Origin of the sequence: Halobiforma nitratireducens JCM 10879, assembly GCF_000337895.1 — an archaeon.
Classification (GTDB): Archaea; Halobacteriota; Halobacteria; order Halobacteriales; family Natrialbaceae; genus Natronobacterium; species Natronobacterium nitratireducens.
In genome coordinates this window covers 16,007-39,505 of record NZ_AOMA01000099.1, presented here as the reverse complement: position 1 = coordinate 39,505, position 23,499 = coordinate 16,007, and the positions used below count along the sequence as shown (strand labels likewise).

The window sequence follows — 23,499 nt, the reverse complement described above, 5'->3', positions numbered from 1 at the left end:
CAAAAGGGCGAACACCTCCCTCACCACTCGCGGTTCGCGATCACCTCCTTTCTGACGAGCATCGGGATGACGACCGACGAGATCGTCGAACTCTACCGGGTGAACTCCTCCTTTGGTGAAGAGATGACCCGCTACCAGACCGACCACATCCGTGGGGACAGCTCGCCGACGGAGTACTCGCCGCCCTCGTGTGCGACGATGCAGTCCTACGGCGACTGCGTGAACAAGGACGATCTCTGTGAGCGGATTCCCCATCCCATGGCCTACTACGAGGAGCGGATCGACGACGCCGACGACGAGGACCTCGAGGACTGGCGCGGCCAGGACGGCGAGGCCGATGGAGAGACAGCCAGCGCCGAGTGAGACGGCTCTCCCGACGAGTTTCGCCGCCGCTTGGAGGAGAGTGACACCGGAACGGACGGGAACGGGTCCGCGATCCAGGAAGAAATCGAGGATCAGTTCCGCGGCGGATCGTCGACCGACTCGAGGTCGTCGGCCCGTTCCTGAACGTCACGGAGTGTCGTTTCCTGTTCGCTCCGCGAGAGGCCGCCGGGTTCGGCGTGTCGTCTCTCGTACTGCCCCGACGGGATCGCGTTCCAGACGTCCGAGTCGTCGGCGTCCGGATCGGGTTCGGAACGCGGTCCGTCGGCCGAGTCGCCGACTCGGTCCTCGGTGCCGGCGTCCGTCTCACCGGCCGGCGCTTGTAACACGAGCACGACCGCCAGCACCACGAAGACGGTCATCGTTCCAACGGCTCCCGCCGGAGTGAGCATCGCCGACGTGTGAAACACCAGCGACGAGGCGAGCACTACCAGCGCAGCCCCGACGACGAGCGGCCACAGCAACGGCGACGCCAACGACCGCGACAGCGAACGCTCCGCGTCGGCAGCTGACCCCGGCTCCGACCTCGGGTCGGACTCGCCGCCGGAGGGGGAACTGCCCATACGTCGTGTCACTCGGGATATCAGTAAAAAGCTGCCGGCAGATCGGGAGAAAGCGTCGGGGACTGGGTTGGTGACGGGCGATCTCGGGCAGTGTCGGCACACACGCCACGCCTGCTGGACGGCTCGTGGATACCCAGGACGGCGGGAGACGGGACCGTCAGGCAGCGCTCTTCGCGTCCGCGTCGTCGGCGTCGTCCTCGAGTCCGTCGCCGGGCTCGTTCATCACGTACGCCAGCCCGATGCCGACCGCGGTCAACAGGAAAATAAAGCCGATGATTGCTCCGACCAGCAGTTCCGCGCCATCGGGGGAGAGAAGGCTGTTGTCGGCTCCGTATTCGAGACCGATGCCGATCATAACGCCCAGCATCAAGAAGACGGAGGAGACCGCGACGACGATTTCGATGATTCGCTCACGCTCGAGCATTATACGACGGATTTCGTCGGCCGGATAAAAAGCGCTTCGAAGCCCCGATATCGAGCGGGAACGGGCGTGACTCGAGGGAGGATGGCGTCGAATCGGCCGCAAAACAGGTCAGAGACCCGCATCGCGCTCGAGTTCCCGGAGCTGTTCGATCCGCTTTTCGGTCGGCGGGTGGGTACTAAAGAGGCGGCCGACGACACCGGACTTGATGGGGATGATGAAGAAGGCGTTCATCTCGGCCTCCTCGCGCATGTCGTCTTTGGGGACCTGGTCCATCTTGCCGGAGATTTTCATGAGTGCGGACGCCAGCGCGGAGGGGTTGCCAGTGATGGCGGCAGCGCCCCGGTCGGCAGCGTACTCCCGATACCGCGAGAGTGCACGGATCAGCAGGTAGCTGACGATCCAGACGATCAGCGAGACGAAGATGGCGACGACGACGCCACCCCCGCCGCGACTTCCGCCGCGGCCGTGGCCGCCGCCGAAGAACGCGCCCCAGCGGACGATCATAAACGCGATCGTCGAGAGGAAGGAAGCGATAGTCATCACCATCATGTCCCGGTTCTTGACATGGGCGAGTTCGTGAGCGAGGACGCCGTCGAGTTCCTCACGATCGAGCGTGTTCAGGAGGCCGGTCGTCACCGCGACGGCGGCGTTGTTCTGGTTTCGGCCCGTCGCGAAGGCGTTTGGTACGTCCGAGTCGATCACCGCGATCGTGGGTTTGGGAAGGTCCGCCTGCTGGGAGAGGCGTTCGACCGACGCGTGGAGCTTCGGATACTCGTCGGCCGAGACCGTCTGTGCACCCATACTCTTGAGCGTGAGCGTGTCGCTGTAGTAGTACTGCACCAGGGACATCCCGCCGAACAGGACCACGAAGATAAAGGGCCCACCACCGACGTACGCGGTGATGACTCCTGCGAAGACGATATACAGCGCGAACAACAGAAACATCGTCAGGAACATCCGGAACCGGAGCCCCCAATCCGCCTGCCAGTTCATACCTGATAGTAGGTCTCGAGGCGAATAAGTGTCACCGATAGGACGTGCGGCGATCCCGTCGTCGACGACCCCCTCGTTTCGCGTGGAACCTACCGACAGTGACCACTCACACCTCGTGCGAGCAACGTCCGCCGGAGTCATCGAAACGCCGTCCTCGAGAACCCTCTGTTTCGCCTGGAATCGTCAGCTCTTGCACATCGTGTCCGGACGCCGCAGTCGTGGTGACGGGGTACAAGCGGTGGGGCTGATCGAGGGGTGGCGTCACGCCGCACTGGGCTCTCGAGGAGAACGCGCCCCTTAACTCCCTCAGTTCCCAAACGGGGATAATGAGTGAGTCGCGTGCGTTCTGCCCGCGGTGTGGGGACCCAGTGCCCGAACGCTCGAGCGACCAGGGGGAGGAAGCCGCCGACCCCCTTCGTCCGAGCGCCGAGGTGGAGCTTTGCGATTCGTGTTACTTCGACGAGTTCGACTTCGTGGACGCCCCCGAGCGGATCGACGTGCGAGTCTGTTCCCAGTGTGGCGCGGTTCATCGCGGCAACCGGTGGGTCGATGTCGGGGCCAGGGACTACACTGACATCGCGATCGAGGAGGTAAGCGAGGCTGTCGCCGTCCACGTCGACGTCGCCGACGTCGCCTGGCAGGTCGAACCCGAACAGGTCGACGAGAACACGATCCGGATGCACACCTACTTCACGGGCGTCGTCCGCGACACGCCGGTCGAAGAGGAGGTGACGGTCCCGGTCAAGATCGCCCGTCAAACCTGCGAACGCTGTGGTCGGATCGCGGGCGACTACTACGCGAGCATCGTCCAGATTCGTGCCGAGGGTCGGACGCCGACGAGCGAGGAGACCGACCGTGCAGAGGAGATCGCCCACGATATCGTCGCCGACATGGAGGCGACGGGCGACCGCAACGCCTTCGTCACCGAGATCGGCGAGACCGACGACGGCCTGAACATCAAACTCTCGACCAACAAGATCGGCAAGAAGATCGCGAACAAGATGGTCGAGGAGTTCGGCGGGACGGTCAACGACGCCGAGACCCTCGTGACGGAAGACGAGGACGGCAACGAGGTCTACCGCGTCACCTTCGCCGTCCGCCTGCCGCCGTACACCCCCGGCGACGTCATCGATCTCGCGGACGACGACGAAGGGCCGGTGCTGGTCCGCAGTGCCCACGGCAACCTCAAGGGCATCCGGGTGACGACCGGCGAACGCTACGAGGCCAGCCACGATGAAGGGGCCTCGCCCGACGCCAGAAAACTCGGCGAACACGACGACGCCGAGCGGACGACCGTCGTCACCGTCGAAGACGAGAACGCCGTCCAGGTGCTCGACCCCGAGACGTACCAGGCGACGACGGTCGCCCGGCCGGACTACTTCGATCCCGACGCGGAGACGGTTCCCGTCCTGAAGAGCCGTGCTGGCCTCCACGTTCTCCCGGACCCGGAGCCAGATGCCGACGAGGACGAAGACAAAGACGAAGACGACGGGTACTACGATCCCTACGAACACGACCCCAACACCGATGTCTGAGCCGTCCGAGAACTCGACGGAGGGTCTAGAAGAGACGGACGCACACGTGCACGCAGACTCGGACGCCCACGCGGTCGACGCCACTGCTGCCATCGCCCGCGCCGACGCGCCCCTCGCGGCGATCGTCGAGAAATCCAGGGCCGAAACCGCACTCGAGTCGTTGCGGGCCGAAGGAGTCTACGACGACTCGAGACGGGTTCGCGAGACGGAGGCTGGTAACCGCGAAGGAACTCCCGAGAAAGTCGCGCTTCCCGTCACCGAACCGCCGTCGGAAACGCCCGTCCTCGAGATCGTGCGCCAACTCGAGCCCGCGTTCAGAACGCGGAACCTCGACGATCTCCTGGCCGAGCGGGGCTGGAGCGACGCCGACCTCGAGCGTGCGCCGGGATCGTGGGCCGTCGTCGGTTCGGTCGTCCTGGTCTCGATCCCCGAGGACTGCCCCGACGAGACGGCCGTCGCGGAGGCGTTGCTCGAGTTACACGGCGAGGCAGACACCGTTCTCGCCGACGAGGGGATCGAAAACGACGGTGCGGCCGGCACCTACCGCGAGCCACGGACACGGCTGCTGGCCGGGGAGTCGGACACGGAGACGATCCACACCGAGCACGGCACCCGGTACGGACTCGATCCCGCGAGGGTAATGTTCTCGCCAGGCAATCAGGCCGAGCGTGCCCGAATGGGCGAGGTCTGTACCGAGGGAGAACGCGTCTTCGACATGTTCGCCGGTATCGGATACTTCACGCTCCCGATGGCCCGCAACGGCGCGCAGGTAACTGCGACCGAGATCAACCCGACCGCGTTCCGCTACCTGCTCGAGAACGCCGTGCTCAACGAGGTGTCGGATCGGGTCGACGCCTACATGGCCGACTGTCGCGATCTCGCGGGCGAGATCGAGGCCGACCGCGTCGTGATGGGCTACTACGGCAGCGACGACGGGGAAAAGAGCGCACGAGCCGAGGCGGCCCACGAGTTTCTCGACGACGCTCTCGAGGCGCTGGTTCCCGGCGGCGTCGTCCACTACCACGAGGCGACGCCCGAGTCACGCCTCTGGGAGCGACCGGAGGCGAGACTCGAGCGAGCCGTCGATCGTGCCGGACGATCGCTCGCGTATCTCGACCGCCGCCGAGTGAAAAGCCACAGCGCAGGGGTAGCACACGTCGTCGTCGACGTGCGAGTAGAGTGACAGGCCCTAGAGTAGCCACTGCAAGTCAGTGCGCACCTGCTCGCCAGACTGATCGGCGATCAGTGTACAAATCGTTGCAGTCGTTACTATAGCGCCCACGCCGGCACGTACGACTGCAGGCTCGTTCTCCGCCGTAGCGCAGTGGTTCGCGGTCTCCGAAACACGCCTTTCCAACGGACATTACTATTAAATCTTGTGGCCAATTTCTTGTTCGAAGAACACTCGTAGTAACTAATCAAACTCACCGTGGGATCAAGTCTCGGGTGCGGAATATTAGCAACCCGCACCGTGAAAGAGACATGAGCGGACAGCCGACGAGACCACGATCGAGATCGACACTGATTCGGAGTATCGCAGTCGTTTTCGCGCTCCTGATGGTAACCTCACTCCCCGCGATGGCGGTAGCGGGGGCCGCAAGCGGGGGACAACCGGGAGCCACGGTAAACGACGACCGAACGGACGCGTCCTCCGCGTTCGATATCGACGAGGCGCTACACGACGCGGACGGGACCACTGAGATGGTCGTCCGGTTCGGAAGCGCCGACGTCGTCTCGGCAAGCGGTGCCGAGGCCGTCGAGACGATGCAACAACACGCCCACGAGAGTCAGCACGACGCCCTCGAGTGGGTCAAAGGCGAAGACGCCGTCGAGTACAAGAACGACTTCTGGATCGCGAACGCGTTACTCCTCGAGGTCGACACCACCGAGGTGTCGGCCAAAGAGGTCGCCCAGAAGACGGGTGCGCAAGCGGTCCACGCCAACTTCGACGTCGAGGTTCCTGACGAGGTCGACGTCGACGGCCCGTCGACGGCCGACACGGACCAGGATGTCACGTACGGGCTCGACATGATCAACGCCACCGAGGTCTGGGAAGAGCACGGGACGCAGGGTGCCGGCGCTGGCGTCGCCGTCCTCGACACGGGGATCGACGACGACCATCCCGACCTCGAGATCGCACCGGAAAACTGGCAGCAGTTCGACGCCAGCGGCGACCCGATCGAGACCGAGCCCAACGACGGCAGCGGTCACGGGACCCACGTCAGCGGCACCGTCGTCGGCCCAACCGACCCTGACGGCGACGTGCCCGCCTACGGCGTCGCCCCCGACGCGGAGCTCTACCACGGCAAAGTCCTCGAGGACGACGGTGGCGGTACGTTCGCCCAGATCGCCGCGGGGATGGAGTGGGCCGTCGACGACACCGACGCCGACGTCGTGACGATGAGCCTCGGCGTCGACGGCTACCAGGAAGAGATGCTCGAGCCGTCCGAGAACGCCCGCGACGCTGGTGTCGTTCTCGTCGCCTCGATCGGCAACTCCGGGCAGGGCGTCAGCGGCGCACCGGGCAACGTCTATCCGAACTTCGCGAGCGGTGCCGTCGACGAAAACGCGGACGTTGCGGGCTTCTCGAGCGGCGAGGGGATCGAAACCGACGAGGCCTACCCCGACGCGCCCGACTACTGGCCCGACGAGTACGTCACGCCGAACGCGGGCGCACCCGGCGTCGACGTGCTGAGTGCCGTCCCCGGCGGCGGCTACGACGGGGACTACTCCGGGACGTCGATGTCCGCGCCCCACAAGGCCGGCACGTTCGCACTGATGGTGTCGGCGTCCGACGGCGATGCGGACCGTGACCTGCTGTACGACGCGCTCGAGGAGACCGCCTGGCAGCCCGACGGCGTCGAGGAGTCACCGAACACGGAGTACGGACACGGTATCATCGACGCCGCGGCCGCGACCGACCTCGTGGCACTCGACAGCGGCATCGAAGGAACCGTCACCGATACCGACGGCGAGCCGATCGAAGACGCGACCATCGAGGTCGACGACAGGATCGCATCGACGGACGCCGACGGCGAGTACAGTCTCATCGCTGCCCCCGGCGAGTACACCGTCACCGCCGACGGGTTCGGCTACGCAAGCGAGAGCGCGGACGTAACGGTCGAAGAAGAGGAGATGACGGTTCAGAACTTCGACCTCGAGGACGCGCTCGATGCCGAACTGATCGCCGACCAGCCCGAGGCCGTCGAGGGCGGTGAGACGGTCGAAGCGACCGTCTCCGTCGCGAACGTCGAGACGGTCGCCGTCGACCTCGAGGGCGACTACGACGAGGAGAACGCGACGCTCTACGTTGCGGGCGAGCACGTCGAGTTCGGCGAGGAAGTCGAACTCGACGTCGACCACGACGAGGTGACTGTCGCCGTCGAAACGACCGCAGACACCGAAGGCGAATTCTCGCTCGCTCACACCCTCACCGGGATGGGCGAGGAGATCGCGCTCACGACCGGTCCGACGACCGTGTTCGAAGAGCTCGTACCCATCGCAGTCGTCGACGACGACAGCCTCCACGGCGAGGACATCGCCGACACGCTCGATTCGGAACTCTCGGCGATGTACGTCCCCGAGACGACGACCTCCGAGGAGGCCATGGACGGCTACGACGCAGTCGTCGTCCAGAACATCGACCTCGCAAACGCCGAAGCGTTCATTGAGGCGACCGAGGGGAGCGACACTGGCGTCGTCTACCTCGATCAGTGGGGCATCGACAGCAACGGAATCCCCGTCCACTCCGACGTGACGGGCGAACCCGCAGACACCGACGAGGAGGACCTCGTCTCGCCGCCGGTCGACTACGAGTTGACCGCCGATCACCCGATCTTCGACGGCGTCGGCCAAGCAGGTGACACCGTCGAGATACACAACGCGGTCTTCGGCGACCACACCTGGTTCGGCGACACCGAGTTCGACGTGCTCGCAGAGACGAGCCACCAGGGAACGTCCGTCGGCAACGGCTTCGCTGTCGACGACGACAGCTCGACCGTGTTCGCTTCGAACCTGGGCTATACGGCGTTCGTCGGTAGCGGGGAGTACACGGACGAGGCCGACGCGATCCTCGGCAACGCCGTCGAGTACGCCGCTTCCGACGTGGAACCCGAACCCGAACCCGAGCCCGAGACGGACTTCCAGCTCGAGATCACCGACGCGACCCATCCGGTCATCGAAGGTGACGATCTGACCCTCGACGTGACCGTCGCCAACGCCGGTGCGGACGCCGGCGAACAGGACGTCACGCTGGCCGACTTCGACGGCGAGATCGTCGATTACGAGACGGTCGAACTCGAGGCCAACGAGACGGCCGAGGTCTCGCTGACCTGGGAGACCAACGAGAGCGACGCTGGCACGGGCGAGGTCGTCGTCGCCAGCGACGACGACGAGGTCAGCCACGAGTTGACGATCCACGAGGAACCCGAGGACGGCCTGCTCACGTTCGGTGACGGCGAGCACGTCGGCCCCACCAACGGGACCGTGGACGTAGCGATCAACACCTCCGCCGACGCCGTCGCTGGCTACGAGACGCAGGTCCACTTCGACCCCGACGTGCTCCAGGTCGAGGACGTCGAAGGTGTCGACCTCGCGGACCCGACGGTCAACGTGAACAACGACGCCGGCTGGGTCTCTCTCGCACAGGCACAGGGCGACGACGAGACCGAGTCGCCGACGCTCGCCGAAATCGAGTTCGCAATCACGCAGGAGACCAGCGGCACCGAGTTGGTCTTCGACGAGGCGAACACCTTCGTCAACGATGCCCACGGCGAAATCGACGTGCTGCCGGTCGACGGCACCGTCGAGTCCGCCTGGTTGGGCGACGTGAACGCCGACGGCGAGTTCAACACCTACGACGTGACGCTGACCCAGCAGTACCTCGCGGGCGACGAGCCGACCGACACGTTCCACGAGGAACTGGCCGACATGAACGGCAACGGCCAAGTCGGCCCGGGTGACGTCACGATCATGCTCGAGGAGATCGTCGACGGCCACGGCCACGACGACGGCGCGGCCGCGGAGGCGATCGAAGGGTAGCCACGAATCGCGCGAGCGAGATCGCCATCCAGCGATTTTTTGAACGAATCGGAGACGACCGACGCGACACGGACACGCGGACACGATATCGACATACCGAGGTAACTGATGAAATCGACATCGACACTGAACGGAATCGAACGGGGAACGAGACTACTCGTCGTCGCAGCGGTCGTCGTCCTCGCGGTCGCCGCGATGGCCGGCGGCGTCCAGGCGATGGACGACCTGCCGGGAGCGACTGACGACGGCACGGTCGAACTCGAGTTGATGGACGAAGGCGACGAGACAGTCACTGTTGCGGTGGCCACGAGCGAGAGCGACGTTGCCGGCTTCCAGGCGAACGTCAGCTATGCGGCCGACGAGGCCACAGTCGAACAGGTCGAGTTCGAGGACGTCGGCGGAATGAGCCACAAGAACACCGATACGGATGGGTACGTGGCCCTCACACAGTCGACTACCGGCGACAACAGCGTCGACGAACCGACGCTGGCGACGGTGACGTTCGTCCTCGAGGACGACGAGCCGAGTTTCGGCCTGGTCGACGCGGACACGTCGGTTTCCGACGGCGACGGAAAGCCGATCGTGGGGGACGACGGTGACGACGATGATGGCGGTTCCGCACCCGGCGGTGGGGGCGGCGGTATCGGCGGTGATACCGGTAGTGACGACGACGGCGATGCCGACGACAGCGATGACGCCACCACGACCGGGACCGACGACGAAGCCGGCGAAGACGAGAACGGAACGGAAGAATCCGACGGAGACGACACGGAGTCGGAGGAAACTGACGAGACCGACGAGTCGACTACCGATGGCGGAGACGACGACAACGGCGACGACAGCGACGATATCCCCGGCTTTACCGCAGTCGGGACGGCCGTCGCTGCGGTGATCGCGCTTCTCGCACTCGGTGCGAGAACTCGCGTCCGGCGGGACGGCTAACCACGACCACGCCGTCGTCGGCGACGGTCGGCTCGTAGCATCGGCGTTCTCCGACCCGTAGCATCGAACGTTCGAGAGAGTGATCAGCACGGAGCCGACCGAACCTGCACTCGAAACGTCGGTCGTGACATTCATGCCGCCCCCGGTAGTACTGCGTCGTATGGACAGAAGTCAGATCATGGCGCTGCTGTTTGCGGTCCTGATGGCGACATCGATGGTCGCGTGGGGAGCACTCGCAGCGTTCTGATCGGGTTCCGGCCGACAGTCTATCCGTTCCCGTAGTCGCTCCGGCACAAAAGTACCACGCTCGTTGTCTTACCGGTCCGTCTCCCAGACGTCGGCCAGCGGACTCGAGGACGATCCGGACGAGTTCGACGACCGAAGGCCCGACGAGTCGGTCGCCTCCGTCCCGGGGTTGCCGGAACTCCTCGAGGAGTCGGCAGTAGTCGTCGACGACGAGTCGCGCCCAGTACGCGAACTCGAGGCGGCCCCAGCGTCCGAGCCTCCCGAGGGGACGGTCCCGTCGATCGCCGCCCGCGGATCGAACTGTGGCAGCTCCGGCTGTTCCGTTCTGTCGACCTGGGCTTCGAACCACTGTGGCATATCGGTACGGGCCCGGTCGAAGAGGTCCACCAGACTCGAGTCGGCGAGATACGTCGCCCCGTAGTCGTCGGGTGCGCGGACGACCCGACCACAGGCCTGGATCACCGTACGCAAGGCGGCGCGGTAGTACCACGCCCACTGGCCCTCCTCGAGTCGGTGGGCGACCCGCGAGTCGCCAGTGTTGAGAAACGGGGCCTTACACAGCACCTGGAACCGACAGAGGTCGCCTTTCAGGTCCAGCGCCTCCTCCATCTTCACCGAGAGGAAGACATCGGGGTCGTCGGTCGCTTTCCACGCCTCGAGATCGGCGTCCCGGCCGTCGCGGTCGTGGGTCCGGATACGGTCGGCGACCCCGAAATCGGAGAGGAGGTCGGCGAGTCGTTCCTGAATGTCGTAGGAGTGGGCGTGGACCAGTCCCTTCTCGTCGGGATGGGCTTGCATGATCCGGACGATCGTGCGTGCGATCTTCGGGGTCGTCTCCGACCGGTGCTCGTAGGTCATCTTTCCCTGTGTAACGTCGTACAGCGGCCGGTTCTCGACGGGGAAGGTGTGACCGACATCGACCAGCGCGACGTTGTCGGGAGTCAGGCCGACCTGCCGGCAGAACGCGGCCTTGTTGAGGATGGTCGCGGACAGCAAGGCGAACTTGTTGCCCCGGTCCCAGACGGTGTGCTGGAGGTACTTCTCGGGGTTCATCGGCTTGATCGTCAGCGAGCCACCCTCCTTTTTTTCGTCGTCGCTCGCGGAGGGATCGGACTGGTCGACAAGCCACGTCGTCGGGCTCTGGGGATCGCGGTAATCCGAGACGAACCAGTCGAGTTCGCCGATGAGTTCCTGCAACCGATCGCGCTCGCGGACTTCTGCAGGGGTGAGCGACTCCTGGGCGAGGAGGTCGTCCTTCCGGCGGGTACACTTCTCCGAGAGGTTCTCACAGTAGCGGACGGCTCGCTCGAGGTCGTCGTCGATAGCGGGGACCCGCAGGTCGTCCCAGAACGGGACGGTACGGGGGCCGAGCTGGATCGTCGCGTACATCTCGGCCCACTCGGCGAGGCCGTGGGCCTCGTCGACGACGACGACATCGCGTTTACGAAAGACCTCGCTGCCCGCAGTCTGCATGAAGTAGGCGAGCGTCATCGCCGCGATCTCCCGGTTCGAGGCGATCGCCCGGTCGGAGAAGTACGGACAGCGGTGTTTCACCGAGCAGTCGTACCCCCGTTCGCGGACACAAGGGGCCTGGTTGACCGGCGTATTCCGCTCGTCGGGCAGGATGCAGGTGTAGTTCGACTTCCCCCGGATCACGTTGAGATCGGCGAGCAGGTCGTCGGCCGCGACGTCGTCCAGTTGCGAGACCTGCGGAGTCGTGTAGTAGGCCCCCGTCGCATCGCTGGGATCGGCCTCGCCGGCGGGCCGGGCACAGCCGGCGACGGCCCGTGCGAGCAGTGACTTGCCGCTACCCGTCGGGGCGCGGACGAGGACGACGTCGTTGCCCGCCGCGAACGCGTCGCGAATGTCCTGAAGGGCGGCTTCCTGGTTCCCACGGTAGCTGGGGGCGGGAAACTCGTCGAAGATCCGGTCGGGGTTCACCGTTCGACTCACGGACCGGGCCGATCCTAAAGGCTACGGACCGTCGCTCGCGCTGTGAACCGCCTCGAGGTCAACCCCGTGGCATTCGCCTTGACGGCCTGTACATTCACGACGGTCGACGAACTCGAGTGTGTCGGTGAGACGGTCACACTGCCGGACAACACAGTGCACACACCGATCGCACTCGAGACGCGGTCGGGTGTGGTACTGACTGTCGCCAATGGTATCAGGAGTCGGTCAGTTCGCCGTACAGGTTGATCACGGTCAGAAGTAAGATCACCCAGCCAACGAACGTAAAGAGGATGGCGCTACCCTGGTATGCAGCGTGTCGGAACCACGAGTGTCCGGTGGCGGACAGGAACTCCTGGAGGCCGTATGCGACGACGATCGTTCCGAGCGTCGCACCGGCGGCGTATTTCCCGACGAGGACGGCGACGTTCGCACCTGCCATACACCGCAATCGATCGGATATCGATAAAGTCTTTTTCGTTGACGTTCCGGGTCGATTCGGAGAGAGCGGTCAACGCCGGAGCGTCTTCGGTGGAGAGTTCTCTCGCGGTCGTCAGTCGTTCGGTCCAACGGGGTCGTGAAAACGGTATCGGGGAGTCGTATAGCGGAGTATGCGGCGTCTACCCGGGGGTAACAGGCTGATAACAAATACGAAATCCGTCCTCCGATTGACGTGCGGAAGGGTCGCTCAGCGGTAGAGCACCGCGGTGCCTTCTGGCCCGCGGCGGCGTTAGCCTCGTGGCGTTCAAATCCCACCCCTTCCGCTTGCGGTGCGGACTGCGGTACGATGCGGTTGCACGGTACAGCGCGTTGCAGTCGTGGCCGCGGTTTCGATCGTGTCCTGCTGTCACCGCCGCCGAATCGTGCGGGTCCCCGGCCCCTACCCCCCGGCCCCGACCCGGTTGCGGCCGCTACCGACACTGCCATTTTTACCGGTCGACGAGTCGAGATGTCTCCCCGTCGACCCCCTCGAGTCGCTCGACATCGTCTGCGGTCGGGTTGTCCGGCAGGACCTCCATACACGGGTAACACAGCAGGTGTTCGGAACCGTCCTCGAACTCGAGGGTCATCGCGGAACCCTCGCTCCCGTCGTTCTCGCCGAACGTCCAGATGTTGGCGATCCCTCCCGCAACGCTGACCGTTCGGCCGCAGCCATCACACGAGTCCTTGCCCATGGACGAGAGTGGGAACCGAACGGGGAAAGTGGTTCCCCTGGTCCGCTCGTTGCCTCGCTGCCTCGTTGCCTCGTTGCTCGCTGCCTGGCACCCCATGCCCTCACGCCCTCGCCAACTCGAGTCTCCCCCGTCGAGAGCGGTGAAACAGGTGGCACCGTCGGAAACGCCGACCTCGAGCGAGGCCAGGGTTATCCGCGCCGACGCGATACGGACGAGTATGGAGTTGAACTGCGAGGGCTGTGCGGCCTGTTGTATGGACTGGCGGCCGCTGCTCGAGGAGTTCGAGAGTGACGGCGACCGGGAGAGGGATGCCGATCGCTCCCGCCACCGGCCGTTTCGCGACGGGGCCAGCGACGGAACCGGGGGCCGCGAGCCTCTCGACGACGATCCCAACTTCGTCCCGCTCACTCGCGAGGAGGTCCGGGGATTCGTCGACGACGGCATGGCGTCGGCTCTGACACCGCGGTTCTGGGCGGCCCGCGACGAAAGCGACGGCGTCGAAATCGACGGCTACACCCTCGCCGCAGTCGCGGGCCGGCCGGCCTTCTTCGTCGGCCTCCGGAAGCCGCCCAAACCCGTGGCTCCGTTCGGCCTCGAGGAGCGGCGGTGGCTACCGGCCTGCGTCTTCCTCGATCCCGACACGCTACAGTGTCGGCTCCACGACGACGAGCGGTATCCGGCCGAGTGTAGTGCCTATCCCGCACACAACCTCGCGCTCGAGCAAAGCGCCGAGTGCGAGCGAGTCGAGTCGACGGTTGACGCCGGAACGGCGCGGCTGCTCGAGGCCGACGTCGAGGCGGACCCAGACGGACTCTTGCTCGGCACCCAGGCGATCGGCGAGAAACTGTTCTGTCACCCCGAGCCGGACCGGCTCGCGGGGACGATCGGCCGTATCGCTGCGGGAGAATCGACACCAGCCGACCGTGCGGAGACGCTCGCCGTGGCGGCCGCCTCGAGCCCGGGGACGCTCGCTACCTCGGCGTATCACTACGACCAGGCGAAAGCACGCGTCCTCGAGACGGGCCCGGAAGACGACCGAGAGGACGCGTCGTGGGTCGGACCGGCGATCGACGAGTGGTACCGCCACGCGGCTCGGATCGGAGGGGAGGCGAACGACGACCGGGGTAGTGACCTCGCCACTGCGGTGGAGGGTCGTCGGGGTGCACCGGAGACGCCGGGCTGGGGTGTGGACGAGGGGATGGACAGAGGCAGGGATAGAAACAGAGACAGGGACAGAGACGCCGACAACCTCGAGTGAGCTCCTTGAGGAAGGGGTATTCTCGCCGATATACCGTTGACATTCTCTCCGCCCTGAAAGGCGGGGCTTTCTCCTCGATTCTCCGTGAACCGCCTCGGGGTCAAGTGGTTCGAGAGACTTCGTCTCTCGTCATCACGGAAGACTCCGTCTTCCGTACGACCCCGAGGCTTCCCGTTTCAATGACGCGACTTGCAGGAACCGATGGAGACCGACCCCCATCGGTTTCCACAGCGGTCGCAGTCTCCACGGGCGTGACTTCGGCCTGTCCCAGACCTAACTCTTGAAGACCGCGAGAAAGAACGTTGTATGACGCATTCGCGTCCCTGTCCGCCTCAAACCCACACGACGGCATCCACGGGGTCAAGCCCCGTGGCATTCGCCTCGACAGCCTGTAAATCCGTTCGGTGATCGAAGCCACCGGCCGACCCCGTCGGCGAACGTCAAGAGCGAAGACGGTTCGTTGGCGACGACCGTTAAGGGGATTCCGCGCGAAGGGAAAGCATGCACATTCTCGTAACCGGGGCGACCGGGTTTGTCGGCGGACGACTCGTCGAGACTCTCCGTGCTGAGACCGACCACGACGTGACCGTCCTCGTCAGAGACGCCGACGCCTACGATCCGCCCGACGGCGTCGCCGTCGTCGAGGGTGACGTCCTCGAGCCGGGGAGCTTCGAGTCGGCACTCGCCGACATCGATGCCGCCTACTACCTGATCCACGCGATGGGCGCGGCCGGGGACTTCGTCGAACGGGATCGACGCGCCGCACGGAACTTCGAACGTGCCGCAAGCGACGCCGGCGTCGACCGCGTGATCTATCTCAGCGGGCTCGGCAGCGATTCGGACTCGCTTTCGAACCACCTCATGTCCCGCCGTGAGGTCGAGACGCTACTCGCGGCTGGAACGCCCGACGTGACCGTTCTACGGGCCGCGATAATCGTCGGCGACGGCAGCGCCAGTTTCCGTCTCGTCCGCCAGCTCGCGACCCGACTCCCCGTGATGGTCACGCCCCAGTGGGTCCACACCGACTGCCAGCCTATCGCGATCGACGACGTCGTCGCGTACTGTCTCGCCGTCCTCGAGCGGCCGGAGACCGCCGGCGAAACATACGAGATCGGCGGTCCGGACGTCGTGACCTACCGCGAGATGCTGACGACGACTGCCGAACTCGCGACCGGTCGTCCACCGCGTATCGTCCCGGTTCCGGTACTGAGTCCGCGGCTCTCGTCGTACTGGGTCGGGCTGGTCACCGACGTGTCGACGGACGTTGCCCGGCCGCTCATCGACGGGGTCCGCAATCGCGTCGTCGTCACGGACGACCGACTGCAGCAACTCGTCGACCTCGAGCGGACGCCCCTCGAGACGGCAATCCGACGCGCCCTCGCGGCGTCCGAGAACGGATCGGGATCGAACGGGAACGCCAGCCTCGGTCCGGACGCGAGCGCCAGCCACGAGGGGCGGACGATCTCGGAACCGGATCGGAAATGACGAACGGGACGAACACGTCCGATCTCGAGTACGGGGAGACCTGGGTCTACGAGAGTCTGCTGGGGACGGTCCCGGGACTGAACCTGTCGGCGCGCGCGGCGATCGCCATCCAGTTCGTCGGGTTCGAGGCCGCGGTCCTGCTGGTCGCCGCCGTCTACGATCTCTGGGGCGCGGTCGTTCCCGGAACGGTCGCCGTCCTCGTCGCGACGGTCGGCAGCTGGCTCATGCTGCGATTCAGCCAGGGGGTTCGTGAGCTCCCAGCGCCGCAAGCGTACCGGCGACTCCTGTTTGGCTCGAGCATCGACGTCGTCCTCGGCGTCCTGGCGTTCGTCGCGCTCGTGACCTATCTCTTCGTGGTCGATCCGGGCGGTGACGGTCTCGAGGGAACGTTACTCGCCGGACTGTTCGGGACCGAGCCGCCCCCGATTGCGGTCGCGCTGGCGTTGCTGGTGCTCTGGGACGTCGTCTACAGGATCGGCACCTGCTGGTGGGCGAGCGTCGTCGGGCTGTGGCGGTCGCTGGTCTACGAGTTCGGGTCGGTCGCGACCCAGCAGTATCGACACGTCGACGCGATAAACGTGGGGTTCGCCGCGGTACAGCTACTGCTCGTGCCGTTCGTTCTCGAACACCCGGTGTTGCTGGTCGTCCTCGTCGGCCACGTCCTCGCGGTCGTCGTCGTGACGCTACTCTCGATCGCTGTGCAACGGTAACGGTGGCGACACAGAAGGGGCGTGCCACCACTCAGCTCGACTTGATCTCCTCGAACTGGTCTAGAAGCTCCTCTGCAGAAGAGCCCGCGTCGTACTCGACCTCTCCCTGGTAGATCGTCCGCTCGTCGTCGAAATCCGCGTCGACCCGCGAGGACTGCTGCTCGCGGCGCTCGTGTTCGTCCTCGTCATAGGCACCCATTGACATGGTAGTCATACACACGTAGGATGGTGAAACACATCAATGTAACGGTGGTTCCACTCTCCGGTCTGCCGTCTCGTAACACGTAAGCGGACTCGAGGTGAACTGTGCGTGTGGCACAGCCGCTTCGCTTTCGTTACTCGCCCCAGACCTGGAGCGAGCAACGGGTCCGACAGGACATTCTGCAGCCGCTCCGATCGAACATCGGCGCTCGCTCCGTCGAGCCACGGTTCGATATCGGTGCCGACTGGACGACACACCGCTTCGAGATGCAAAACGGCGACCTCGCACTGTTCGCACACGACGACTCGGACGCCTACTGGATGGGCAACACCGAGACACCGTCGTCGCTGTGGCGAACCGACAAGTTCGGCTGGGACGAGGTCCCCTATCACGTCGCCCGCTGGACCCAGCGGGAACTCCTTTCGACCCTCCACGAGGAGGAGCCCTGGCTCGCGGATTATCCGTACATCTCCTGGTTTTTCCTCCCCGTGTTCATGTCCAAGGACGGTCGAGAGTCGACCCGGGCGTTCTTCCGGCAACACAGCGCCGGGTTCCCCGATGCCGGCCGACGCGAGACGACACGCTTCTTCGAGGAGTTCCTGAAGACCGGCGTGCTGGACGAGTACCGGCACGTCATGGCCGGCAAGCTCGGCACCAGCGATCACGTCGACCGCGTGCGCATGAGCGCGACGATGGGGGAGTTTATCGCGGCGAAAATCCTCACGGACGCCGGCTACGACCTCGTTCCCGAGATCGAGGTAACGACCGGCCACTCGCTCGACTTTCGGGCCGAAGACGAAGAGACGAACGTCCTCGTCGAAGTGACCCGACCGCAACCGCCGAAAAACCGCAACGCTGCCGGTCCCGTCGCCGCGGTCCGGGACACCGCGGAGACGAAAACGAACGGCCAACTCGCCAAACACGGCGGCGGCGCGGTTCTGTTCGTCGACTGCTCGAGTTTCCGGGACGACAATTGGGCCGCAGTCCGGGACGAACGGCCCGACGTTCGCCACCGACCCGCCGTCGTCTACCGCGCCAGGCCCGACGGCAGCGTCGAAGGTTACCGAAAGGGGTCGGTGCCGCTCGAGCTCGCGTCCGGTGGGGCTATCGACTTCGTGGACTGACCGATCGCCGTTCCGTTCGACCGCGAAGTAGGGGTCGTGTCGATTGCGACAGGCTGGCGGGGTTCGTGTCCGCTGGTCCAGCAGACTCGTACCGCGTCTACGACCGCTCCAGGGAGCAGCCCCCGAAAGATAAATTACTCGACTCGGACAGGTATAACACGTCCCATCGACGGCAGGGATCGAAACCGGGAACCGAGCGGCGCGGACATACCGGTCGAACGGACGCCTTCGAACGGAACCCGGCTGCGCAACCAAAACGAGGAACTGACGATGGAAATCGACATCCAATCGCTGAAGACGTACAACGAACTGGCCCGGAGCGGCGGGGAGTCGGCAGCGCAAGCGCTGGCTGAACTGACCGGCCTCGAGACGCGGGTCGAAGTGACTGACGTCTCCCTGCTGTCGACCGCGGATTTGGAGTACGAGTTCGCCGGCCGGGAGTTCGCCGGCGTCGAAGTTGGGCTCGGCGATCCCCTCTCGGGAACGACGGTACTGGCCTTCGACGCGGACGGCCGGAAGACGATCACACGGGGGCTCGTCCCGAACGCCGGGGGCGAGGCTCCCGACCACGACCTCGATCCGGACCTAACCGAGAGCGCGATCGTCGAAGCCGGAAACATCATGGTCAACGGCTTCGTCAGCGGGTGGGCCGATCACCTCGAGACGAAAGTCGAGGTCTCCCCACCCGACTACGTCGAAGGAGCGGGCGTCGCGGTGCTTCCCGAAGACCTGACCGAAGACGAGTACGTCGTCGTCTTCCGTAGCCGGGTCGACGCCGTCGACGAGGACGTCTCCTTCCGAATGTTACTGTTCCCGGAGCTGGCGTCGCTCGAGCGCCTGCTCGAAACCCGGCCCGACGACCCGGACGACGGGTCGGTCGGGCGCGGTCGTATCCCCCTGGAGAAACTCGAGGTCTTCTCCGAGATGACCGAGCGGGGATCGGCGAAAGCCGCGGACAACGTCGCGAACATGACCCAGCTCTCGACCGCTGTCGAGGTCAATCGTCTGCGGTTCGTCCCGCTCGTCGACGTACCGACCCACGTCAGCGACCGGCGTCGAATCGGGACCGTGGTGCAGTTCGACGGGACGCCGAGTGGCCACCTGGCGATCCTGTTCGATCCCGGTGCGGCCCGAACCGCCGTCGGGGCATTGCCGTTTATCGATCTCGAGCCGGATGGGGACGAAGCAGGCGAGGGCGAAATCGAGTGGGCCGGCCGCCGGCGCGAAGCACTCGAGGAACTCGGAAACGTGATCGCGAGCGGATTCATCGACGGCTGGGCGAACGTCCTCGAGACATCGATCGAACACTCCCCTCCGGCGTTCGTCGACGACATGGGGTCGTCGATCGTGAGCCCGATCATCGCCGACGTCGGCCGCGAGGAGAACTACGCGTTCCTGCTCGACTCCGCGATTCGAATCGGCGACACCGACACGTTACAGTGTCAGTTGTTCGCTGTCCCGCGACCCGCGGAACTCGAGTCGGCGCTGGACGATCTACTCGTCGAGCGGGCCGACGAGACGGACGTCGATCCCGACGATCTCTTCTAGTACGGCCGGACCGTCCCACACGACGGGATACTACAGTCGGCGCGTCTCCCCAGCAGCCGTGTTGACGATCATCTCCCCCGAGTCCGGCCGGAGCGTGACCTGTCGTCCCTCGGAACCGCCGACGTCCGATCCCCGGATCGGGACGCTCCGCTCCTCGAGGCCGGTCCGTGCGGCCTCGACGTTTTGCTCCCCGATCGGTGCGTCGAAACTGTCGAACTCGAACATTCGAGCGCCGCCGGCGAGTTTCGCCCACGCTCGTCGTCGACGCCCACCGTGGGACTCGAAGGCGGATAGCAGGGCCTCGAGCCCGCTGTCGGCGAACTTCTCGTCTGGGTCGTCCGGCGACGGCGACTCCCGGGCGGGAAGCATGAAGTGAAGCATGCCGCTTACCTCGGCGACATCGTCGTGGAGGACGATCACGCCACAGGAGCCGACGCCATTCGTCACTAGCGGACGGCCATCCGTGGAGAGTCCGTACTCGGCGATACCGACGCGGATTGGGGTTGTTTCGGCCATTCGGTGCTGTCTCGTTTCGGAATCGCGCCGGACCCGGGTTCGGCTTCCGGGACTGGACGGCGACCGGGAACGCGACGACGCCAACTCGTGGCTTCTCGATAGTAGTATTTCCGGCCACCGACGCAGTGTGCCGTTCCGGAGCCGTCGGTGACGACGGGCTCGAATTCAGGGAGGAAAACACGAGCAGAAGCGAAACTGGACGGGGCAGACGCTTCGAGAGGTGTCGGTATCGACTCGAGGACGGCCAGAGACGAATCGACGCGAAAGAAGCGGCGGCTGAGGGGGAAGGAGGGTGGAGACGCGAACCTGTCGTCGTAACGGCGGGACGAAGAGCCGAGCCGCTAGAACGACAGCGCGTCGGGGCTGTACGGGCTCCCGACCGGCGTCGGGTCACGGTCGCTGTAGCCGACTCGGCCGACCGCCTTGTCGCTCACGGCGGCGTAGATGGCGAAGCGGGCGTCCTCGGAAGTCTCGAACGTCTCGGACTCGAGGCGCGTGAGTACCTCCTCGACCCGTTCGGTTCCGTTCGCGAGCTCGAGGGTACGGTCGCCGTGTGCCTCGATCAGTTCCTCGGTGGTCGCGGGGTACTCGTAGTCGTCGATGAGTTCGCCGGTGCCGTTGAGCAGCATTACACTACCATCTGTGTGAACGATGATTATAAACATTGTCCATAAACGATCTCTAGGTCACCCCTACACCTAGTACTGCTAGAGGGACCTTGGAGAGCGACCATCGACGCCACTGAAAACGCCTTTAGCCCCGGCCGGGCTCGGATCGAGTATGCCATACGCCGATCTACACGTTCACACGACCCGCTCGGACGGGAGCCTCGATCGCGAGGCGGTGCCGGCCGCGGCGCGACGCCACGGTGTGGACGTCGTCGCACTCACCGACCACGACCGGTTGCAGCCGACCGATGCCCCTGTACTCGAGCGCGACGGGGTGACGATCGTCAACGGAATCGAACTCCGCGTCGAGATCGACGGCCATGACGAGGTTCGAGGGCCGGACGACCGGCCCGAACCGGGCCAGCGTGTCGACCTGCTGGGGTACGCGGTCGAGCGTACGACGGAACTCGAGGCCCTGACAGACCGTATCCAGCAGGATCGGATCGAACGCGGACAGGCGATCGTCGACCGCGTCGAGGATCGGCTCGGCGTCGATCTCGGCGTCACCGTCACCGACGGCTTCGGCCGCCCACACGTCGCCCGTGCGATCGACGATCATCCGGATGTCGACTGCGACTACGAGGGCGCGTTCGACGGACTCATCGGCGGCGGGGACCCCTGTTACGTCCCACGAAACGTCCCCTCGTTCGAGCGGGGACTGAAGATACTCGAGGAGGCAGCGTCGCTGGTCGCGCTCGCTCACCCGTTGCGGTATCCCGATCCCGCGAGCGTTCTCGAGCGAGCGGCGGCGCTGGACGCCGTCGAACTGTGGTACCCGTACGGCCGCGAGGACGTCGACCTCGAGCCAGTCGAGCGGACGCTCGAGCGCTACGATCTGCTTCCGACGGGCGGCAGCGACGCCCACGAAGACCGACTCGGCGTAGCAGGACTCTCCCGAGAGGAGTACGAGCGCCTGGGGTTGCCGACACCTGCGGACGACGAGCGCGAGGACCGAACAACGACCTAACACGGTCGGTCGTCCGATCGTACAACCGTCCTGCATCCGGTCGCACAGCTGTCGTGCAATCGGTGCACTGACGACCTCGATCGTTATGAGCCGCCTCGGGGTCACGTGGTTCGAGACGCCTTCGGCGTCTCGTCATCACGGAAGACTGCGTCTTCCGTACGACCCCGAGGCATTCGGCCTGTTCCGCCTGTAGAACCAACTGCAACGGTTCGTACACTGATCGCCGATCCGTCCGTCGATCAGGTACGCAACGACTTGCAGTGGCTACGATAGCCGAACACAGTTTCACCGAGCCAGTAAAGAAGACGACAAGTGGCGGTAGCGGGAACACCGGCCGATAGCGGAGCCTTAAATGTCTCCGACGCCCTACCGGCGTCTATGAACTGCCACTACTGTGACCGCGACGCCGCCTTCGCAGCGGAATCCGACGGTCTGAAGGTCGGCCTCTGTGAGGAACACTTCCGCGAGCGGTTACAGGAACTCGCCGAGGCAGACGGCCTCGAGAAGCTCAAAGAACAGGTCGACGTCGATCGGGCCGAGTGAGACGGGTCGCTGTACCGATGTCCCAGTGCGATCGCTTCGGGTCGCGGGTGTACCGGCACTGAGGTACAGTAAACCGTCCGAATCGTCGGATGTCGTGACAGGTTCCAGGCACGATGCGGATCGGTCGCGCTTGTCGTGTCGGCGACCGTTCCCTACCGAGACACAGTACATCCCCAGCGGGTCGGGTCGGAAAGACGATACGCCGTCCCGGGACCGAGACTGGAACCAGGACCGGAACTCGGAGATGGACAGATCAGGCCGTCCGTCCCGCGTCGACGTCGATCGCGTCGACCGGACAGACGTCGACACAGAGCATACAGTCGATGCACTGGGCCTCGTTAGCCGGGTCCGCCTTCCGTTCGCTCTCCGGGTGGTCCGGCGTGTCTACCCACTCGAAGACGTCGACCGGACAGTCCTCGAGACACGCGCCGTCCGCGATACAGAGATCGAAGTCGACGGCGACGTGGGTGCCGTGGATGCCCAGGTCCTCGGGTTCGTCGACCGGGCCCCAGACGGCGTGGCCGTTGTGTTCGTCGACTTGCTCTCGGTTTTCGGTGAACTGCGGGTCTATGGCCATTGCTAACAGGTGGAAACGGTGGACGATAACTTAAATGTACGGACTCGCGACCGATTTCGGGCCCGCTGTGGCCCTCTGAGCCGGACCGACACGACTCGTTTCGCGCGGTGCTTTTCGGGTTCGAGCACGTACTTGCCGTATGGCCCAGCCTGACTCGAGCAGGCAGTCCGCCTCGCGGCCGATGCTGGTCTACGACGACGACTGTGGGTTCTGCACCTGGTGTGCCGAGTTCGCCGCCGAGCGCGGGACGTTCGACCTCGTCGGGTTCTCCGAACTCGAGGGTGACCAGCTATCCCGGCTGCCCGACGAGTACGAGGACTGTGCACACCTGTTGACCGACGAGGGAACCTACTCCTGTGGCGCAGCGATCGAGGAGACGCTTGCCCGTGTCGACACTCCGTCGCGGCTCCTGGCGGTCGCGTTCCGACAGCTCCCAGGTCGCGAAACGGTTCGGGAGCCACTCTACCGCGAAGTCGCGGATCGGAGAGCCCTGTTCGGTTCGTTCGCCAGTCGGAACCCGCCCACACGGGAGGAAGACGGAGCAGAGGATGGGACCGAGAGAGAGTGAGACGGGCTGTCGTCGCGATGGACCGGTGCAGTCGCTTCGAGTCGTGGTTCCACGGGAACTGGCCGAGGGGAAACTGTACGAGGA

General features: G+C 65.1%; 22 protein-coding genes, 1 tRNA gene and 2 pseudogenes. 14 read left to right on the top strand and 11 right to left on the bottom strand.

From position 1 onward, the window contains the following. Positions 1–363: pseudogene (locus C446_RS10015) on the top strand (DNA primase regulatory subunit PriL); the annotation flags it as partial. A gap of 92 nt (positions 364–455) precedes the next feature. Here C446_RS10015 and C446_RS10010 read toward each other — a convergent pair. The 3 genes from C446_RS10010 to htpX form a co-directional block, all read right to left on the bottom strand. Further along, a complete protein-coding gene (locus tag C446_RS10010; protein WP_006672977.1) occupies positions 456–944 on the bottom strand; it encodes a hypothetical protein in 489 nt (162 codons plus the stop codon). Between the two features lie 157 nt (positions 945–1,101). Continuing rightward, positions 1,102–1,368 carry a DUF7472 family protein gene (locus C446_RS10005; RefSeq protein ID WP_006672976.1) on the bottom strand — a complete coding sequence of 89 codons (267 nt, stop codon included), beginning with the start codon at positions 1,366–1,368 and terminating at the stop codon, positions 1,102–1,104. 108 nt (positions 1,369–1,476) lie between these two features. Then, complete coding sequence (gene htpX, locus C446_RS10000; RefSeq protein WP_006672975.1) at positions 1,477–2,361, bottom strand: zinc metalloprotease HtpX; 885 nt, start codon at positions 2,359–2,361, stop codon at positions 1,477–1,479. A 326-nt stretch (positions 2,362–2,687) separates the two neighbouring features. Here htpX and C446_RS09995 point away from each other — a divergent pair, with 326 nt between their 5' ends. From C446_RS09995 to C446_RS09980, 4 genes are all read left to right on the top strand, one after another. Further along, the gene (locus C446_RS09995; protein WP_006672974.1) at positions 2,688–3,896 is read left to right on the top strand and encodes a 60S ribosomal export protein NMD3; all 1,209 of its coding nucleotides are present in this window, start codon (positions 2,688–2,690) and stop codon (positions 3,894–3,896) included. After that, complete coding sequence (locus C446_RS09990; RefSeq protein WP_006672973.1) at positions 3,889–5,079, top strand: class I SAM-dependent methyltransferase; 1,191 nt, start codon at positions 3,889–3,891, stop codon at positions 5,077–5,079. The genes C446_RS09995 and C446_RS09990 overlap by 8 nt, the downstream gene beginning before the upstream one ends. Before the next feature lie 374 nt (positions 5,080–5,453). After that, entirely contained in the window at positions 5,454–8,936 is a 3,483-nt protein-coding gene (locus C446_RS09985) for a S8 family serine peptidase (protein WP_239639489.1), read from the top strand. A 108-nt stretch (positions 8,937–9,044) separates the two neighbouring features. Continuing rightward, positions 9,045–9,878, top strand: coding sequence for a hypothetical protein (locus tag C446_RS09980; RefSeq protein ID WP_006672971.1), 834 nt, complete (start codon positions 9,045–9,047; stop codon positions 9,876–9,878). A gap of 315 nt (positions 9,879–10,193) precedes the next feature. On the opposite strand, the gene C446_RS09975 is transcribed toward C446_RS09980, so the two are convergent. Continuing rightward, complete coding sequence (locus C446_RS09975) at positions 10,194–12,065, bottom strand: helicase C-terminal domain-containing protein (protein WP_006672970.1); 1,872 nt, start codon at positions 12,063–12,065, stop codon at positions 10,194–10,196. Between the two features lie 226 nt (positions 12,066–12,291). Next, entirely contained in the window at positions 12,292–12,516 is a 225-nt protein-coding gene (locus C446_RS09970; protein ID WP_006672969.1) for a hypothetical protein, read from the bottom strand. Positions 12,517–12,751: 235 nt separating this feature from the next. Between C446_RS09970 and C446_RS09965 the strand changes: the two genes are divergently transcribed. Further along, positions 12,752–12,838 (top strand) — tRNA-OTHER (locus C446_RS09965). A 165-nt stretch (positions 12,839–13,003) separates the two neighbouring features. On the opposite strand, the gene C446_RS09960 is transcribed toward C446_RS09965, so the two are convergent. Further along, entirely contained in the window at positions 13,004–13,249 is a 246-nt protein-coding gene (locus tag C446_RS09960; RefSeq protein ID WP_006672968.1) for a DUF7561 family protein, read from the bottom strand. A gap of 217 nt (positions 13,250–13,466) precedes the next feature. On the opposite strand from C446_RS09960, the gene C446_RS09955 reads away from it, so the two are divergent. Next, on the top strand, positions 13,467–14,507 hold the full coding sequence (locus C446_RS09955; protein WP_239639488.1) for a YkgJ family cysteine cluster protein: 1,041 nt from the start codon (positions 13,467–13,469) through the stop codon (positions 14,505–14,507). Between the two features lie 100 nt (positions 14,508–14,607). Here the strand turns inward: C446_RS09955 and C446_RS20010 are convergent. Next, positions 14,608–14,856 (bottom strand): annotated as a pseudogene (locus C446_RS20010) (RNA-guided endonuclease TnpB family protein); the annotation flags it as partial. Between the two features lie 152 nt (positions 14,857–15,008). Here C446_RS20010 and C446_RS09950 point away from each other — a divergent pair. Together C446_RS09950 and C446_RS09945 are read left to right on the top strand one after the other, a co-directional pair. Beyond that, positions 15,009–15,992, top strand: coding sequence for an NAD(P)H-binding protein (locus C446_RS09950; protein WP_006672966.1), 984 nt, complete (start codon positions 15,009–15,011; stop codon positions 15,990–15,992). Then, positions 15,989–16,702, top strand: coding sequence for a DUF7530 family protein (locus C446_RS09945; protein WP_006672965.1), 714 nt, complete (start codon positions 15,989–15,991; stop codon positions 16,700–16,702). The genes C446_RS09950 and C446_RS09945 overlap by 4 nt, the downstream gene beginning before the upstream one ends. Before the next feature lie 31 nt (positions 16,703–16,733). Here C446_RS09945 and C446_RS18730 read toward each other — a convergent pair whose 3' ends face one another. Continuing rightward, entirely contained in the window at positions 16,734–16,907 is a 174-nt protein-coding gene (locus C446_RS18730; RefSeq protein ID WP_006672964.1) for a DUF5786 family protein, read from the bottom strand. Between the two features lie 107 nt (positions 16,908–17,014). Here C446_RS18730 and C446_RS09940 point away from each other — a divergent pair, with 107 nt between their 5' ends. After that, entirely contained in the window at positions 17,015–18,028 is a 1,014-nt protein-coding gene (locus C446_RS09940) for a DUF5784 family protein (RefSeq protein WP_006672963.1), read from the top strand. A gap of 270 nt (positions 18,029–18,298) precedes the next feature. After that, positions 18,299–19,576, top strand: a complete 1,278-nt coding sequence (locus tag C446_RS09935) for a chemotaxis protein CheC (protein ID WP_006672962.1) — start codon at positions 18,299–18,301, stop codon at positions 19,574–19,576. A 30-nt stretch (positions 19,577–19,606) separates the two neighbouring features. Here the strand turns inward: C446_RS09935 and C446_RS09930 are convergent, their stop codons facing one another. After that, positions 19,607–20,092 carry a chemotaxis protein CheD gene (locus C446_RS09930; RefSeq protein WP_006672961.1) on the bottom strand — a complete coding sequence of 162 codons (486 nt, stop codon included), beginning with the start codon at positions 20,090–20,092 and terminating at the stop codon, positions 19,607–19,609. Between the two features lie 341 nt (positions 20,093–20,433). Beyond that, entirely contained in the window at positions 20,434–20,721 is a 288-nt protein-coding gene (locus C446_RS09925; RefSeq protein ID WP_006672960.1) for a DUF5789 family protein, read from the bottom strand. A 151-nt stretch (positions 20,722–20,872) separates the two neighbouring features. Between C446_RS09925 and C446_RS09920 the strand changes: the two genes are divergently transcribed. Together C446_RS09920 and C446_RS19325 are read left to right on the top strand one after the other, a co-directional pair. Further along, the gene (locus C446_RS09920) at positions 20,873–21,727 is read left to right on the top strand and encodes a PHP domain-containing protein (RefSeq protein ID WP_006672959.1); all 855 of its coding nucleotides are present in this window, start codon (positions 20,873–20,875) and stop codon (positions 21,725–21,727) included. Between the two features lie 378 nt (positions 21,728–22,105). After that, positions 22,106–22,270 (top strand): DUF6757 family protein, encoded by a 165-nt coding sequence (locus C446_RS19325; RefSeq protein ID WP_006672958.1) that lies wholly within the window; start codon positions 22,106–22,108, stop codon positions 22,268–22,270. A gap of 253 nt (positions 22,271–22,523) precedes the next feature. Here C446_RS19325 and C446_RS09915 read toward each other — a convergent pair whose 3' ends face one another. Continuing rightward, positions 22,524–22,847: a 4Fe-4S dicluster domain-containing protein gene (locus tag C446_RS09915; RefSeq protein WP_006672957.1), complete on the bottom strand. Its 324-nt coding sequence runs from the start codon at positions 22,845–22,847 to the stop codon at positions 22,524–22,526. 139 nt (positions 22,848–22,986) lie between these two features. Between C446_RS09915 and C446_RS09910 the strand changes: the two genes are divergently transcribed. After that, positions 22,987–23,415: a thiol-disulfide oxidoreductase DCC family protein gene (locus C446_RS09910; protein ID WP_049920145.1), complete on the top strand. Its 429-nt coding sequence runs from the start codon at positions 22,987–22,989 to the stop codon at positions 23,413–23,415. The last annotated feature ends 84 nt before the right edge of the window (positions 23,416–23,499 follow it).

Coding starts and splice junctions, on each gene's coding strand:
- C446_RS10010 (WP_006672977.1), bottom strand. CDS start 944: ATGGGCAGTTCCCCCTCCGGCGGCGAGTCCGACCCGAGGTCGGAGCCG.
- C446_RS09960 (WP_006672968.1), bottom strand. CDS start 13,249: ATGGGCAAGGACTCGTGTGATGGCTGCGGCCGAACGGTCAGCGTTGCG.
- C446_RS10005 (WP_006672976.1), bottom strand. CDS start 1,368: ATGCTCGAGCGTGAGCGAATCATCGAAATCGTCGTCGCGGTCTCCTCC.
- C446_RS09910 (WP_049920145.1), top strand. CDS start 22,987: ATGGCCCAGCCTGACTCGAGCAGGCAGTCCGCCTCGCGGCCGATGCTG.
- C446_RS09935 (WP_006672962.1), top strand. CDS start 18,299: ATGGAAATCGACATCCAATCGCTGAAGACGTACAACGAACTGGCCCGG.
- C446_RS09970 (WP_006672969.1), bottom strand. CDS start 12,516: ATGGCAGGTGCGAACGTCGCCGTCCTCGTCGGGAAATACGCCGCCGGT.
- C446_RS09950 (WP_006672966.1), top strand. CDS start 15,009: ATGCACATTCTCGTAACCGGGGCGACCGGGTTTGTCGGCGGACGACTC.
- C446_RS09930 (WP_006672961.1), bottom strand. CDS start 20,092: ATGGCCGAAACAACCCCAATCCGCGTCGGTATCGCCGAGTACGGACTC.
- C446_RS09925 (WP_006672960.1), bottom strand. CDS start 20,721: ATGCTGCTCAACGGCACCGGCGAACTCATCGACGACTACGAGTACCCC.
- C446_RS19325 (WP_006672958.1), top strand. CDS start 22,106: ATGAACTGCCACTACTGTGACCGCGACGCCGCCTTCGCAGCGGAATCC.
- htpX (WP_006672975.1), bottom strand. CDS start 2,361: ATGAACTGGCAGGCGGATTGGGGGCTCCGGTTCCGGATGTTCCTGACG.
- C446_RS09990 (WP_006672973.1), top strand. CDS start 3,889: ATGTCTGAGCCGTCCGAGAACTCGACGGAGGGTCTAGAAGAGACGGAC.
- C446_RS09955 (WP_239639488.1), top strand. CDS start 13,467: ATGGAGTTGAACTGCGAGGGCTGTGCGGCCTGTTGTATGGACTGGCGG.
- C446_RS09995 (WP_006672974.1), top strand. CDS start 2,688: ATGAGTGAGTCGCGTGCGTTCTGCCCGCGGTGTGGGGACCCAGTGCCC.
- C446_RS09915 (WP_006672957.1), bottom strand. CDS start 22,847: ATGGCCATAGACCCGCAGTTCACCGAAAACCGAGAGCAAGTCGACGAA.
- C446_RS09945 (WP_006672965.1), top strand. CDS start 15,989: ATGACGAACGGGACGAACACGTCCGATCTCGAGTACGGGGAGACCTGG.
- C446_RS09985 (WP_239639489.1), top strand. CDS start 5,454: ATGGTAACCTCACTCCCCGCGATGGCGGTAGCGGGGGCCGCAAGCGGG.
- C446_RS09980 (WP_006672971.1), top strand. CDS start 9,045: ATGAAATCGACATCGACACTGAACGGAATCGAACGGGGAACGAGACTA.
- C446_RS09920 (WP_006672959.1), top strand. CDS start 20,873: ATGCCATACGCCGATCTACACGTTCACACGACCCGCTCGGACGGGAGC.
- C446_RS18730 (WP_006672964.1), bottom strand. CDS start 16,907: ATGTCAATGGGTGCCTATGACGAGGACGAACACGAGCGCCGCGAGCAG.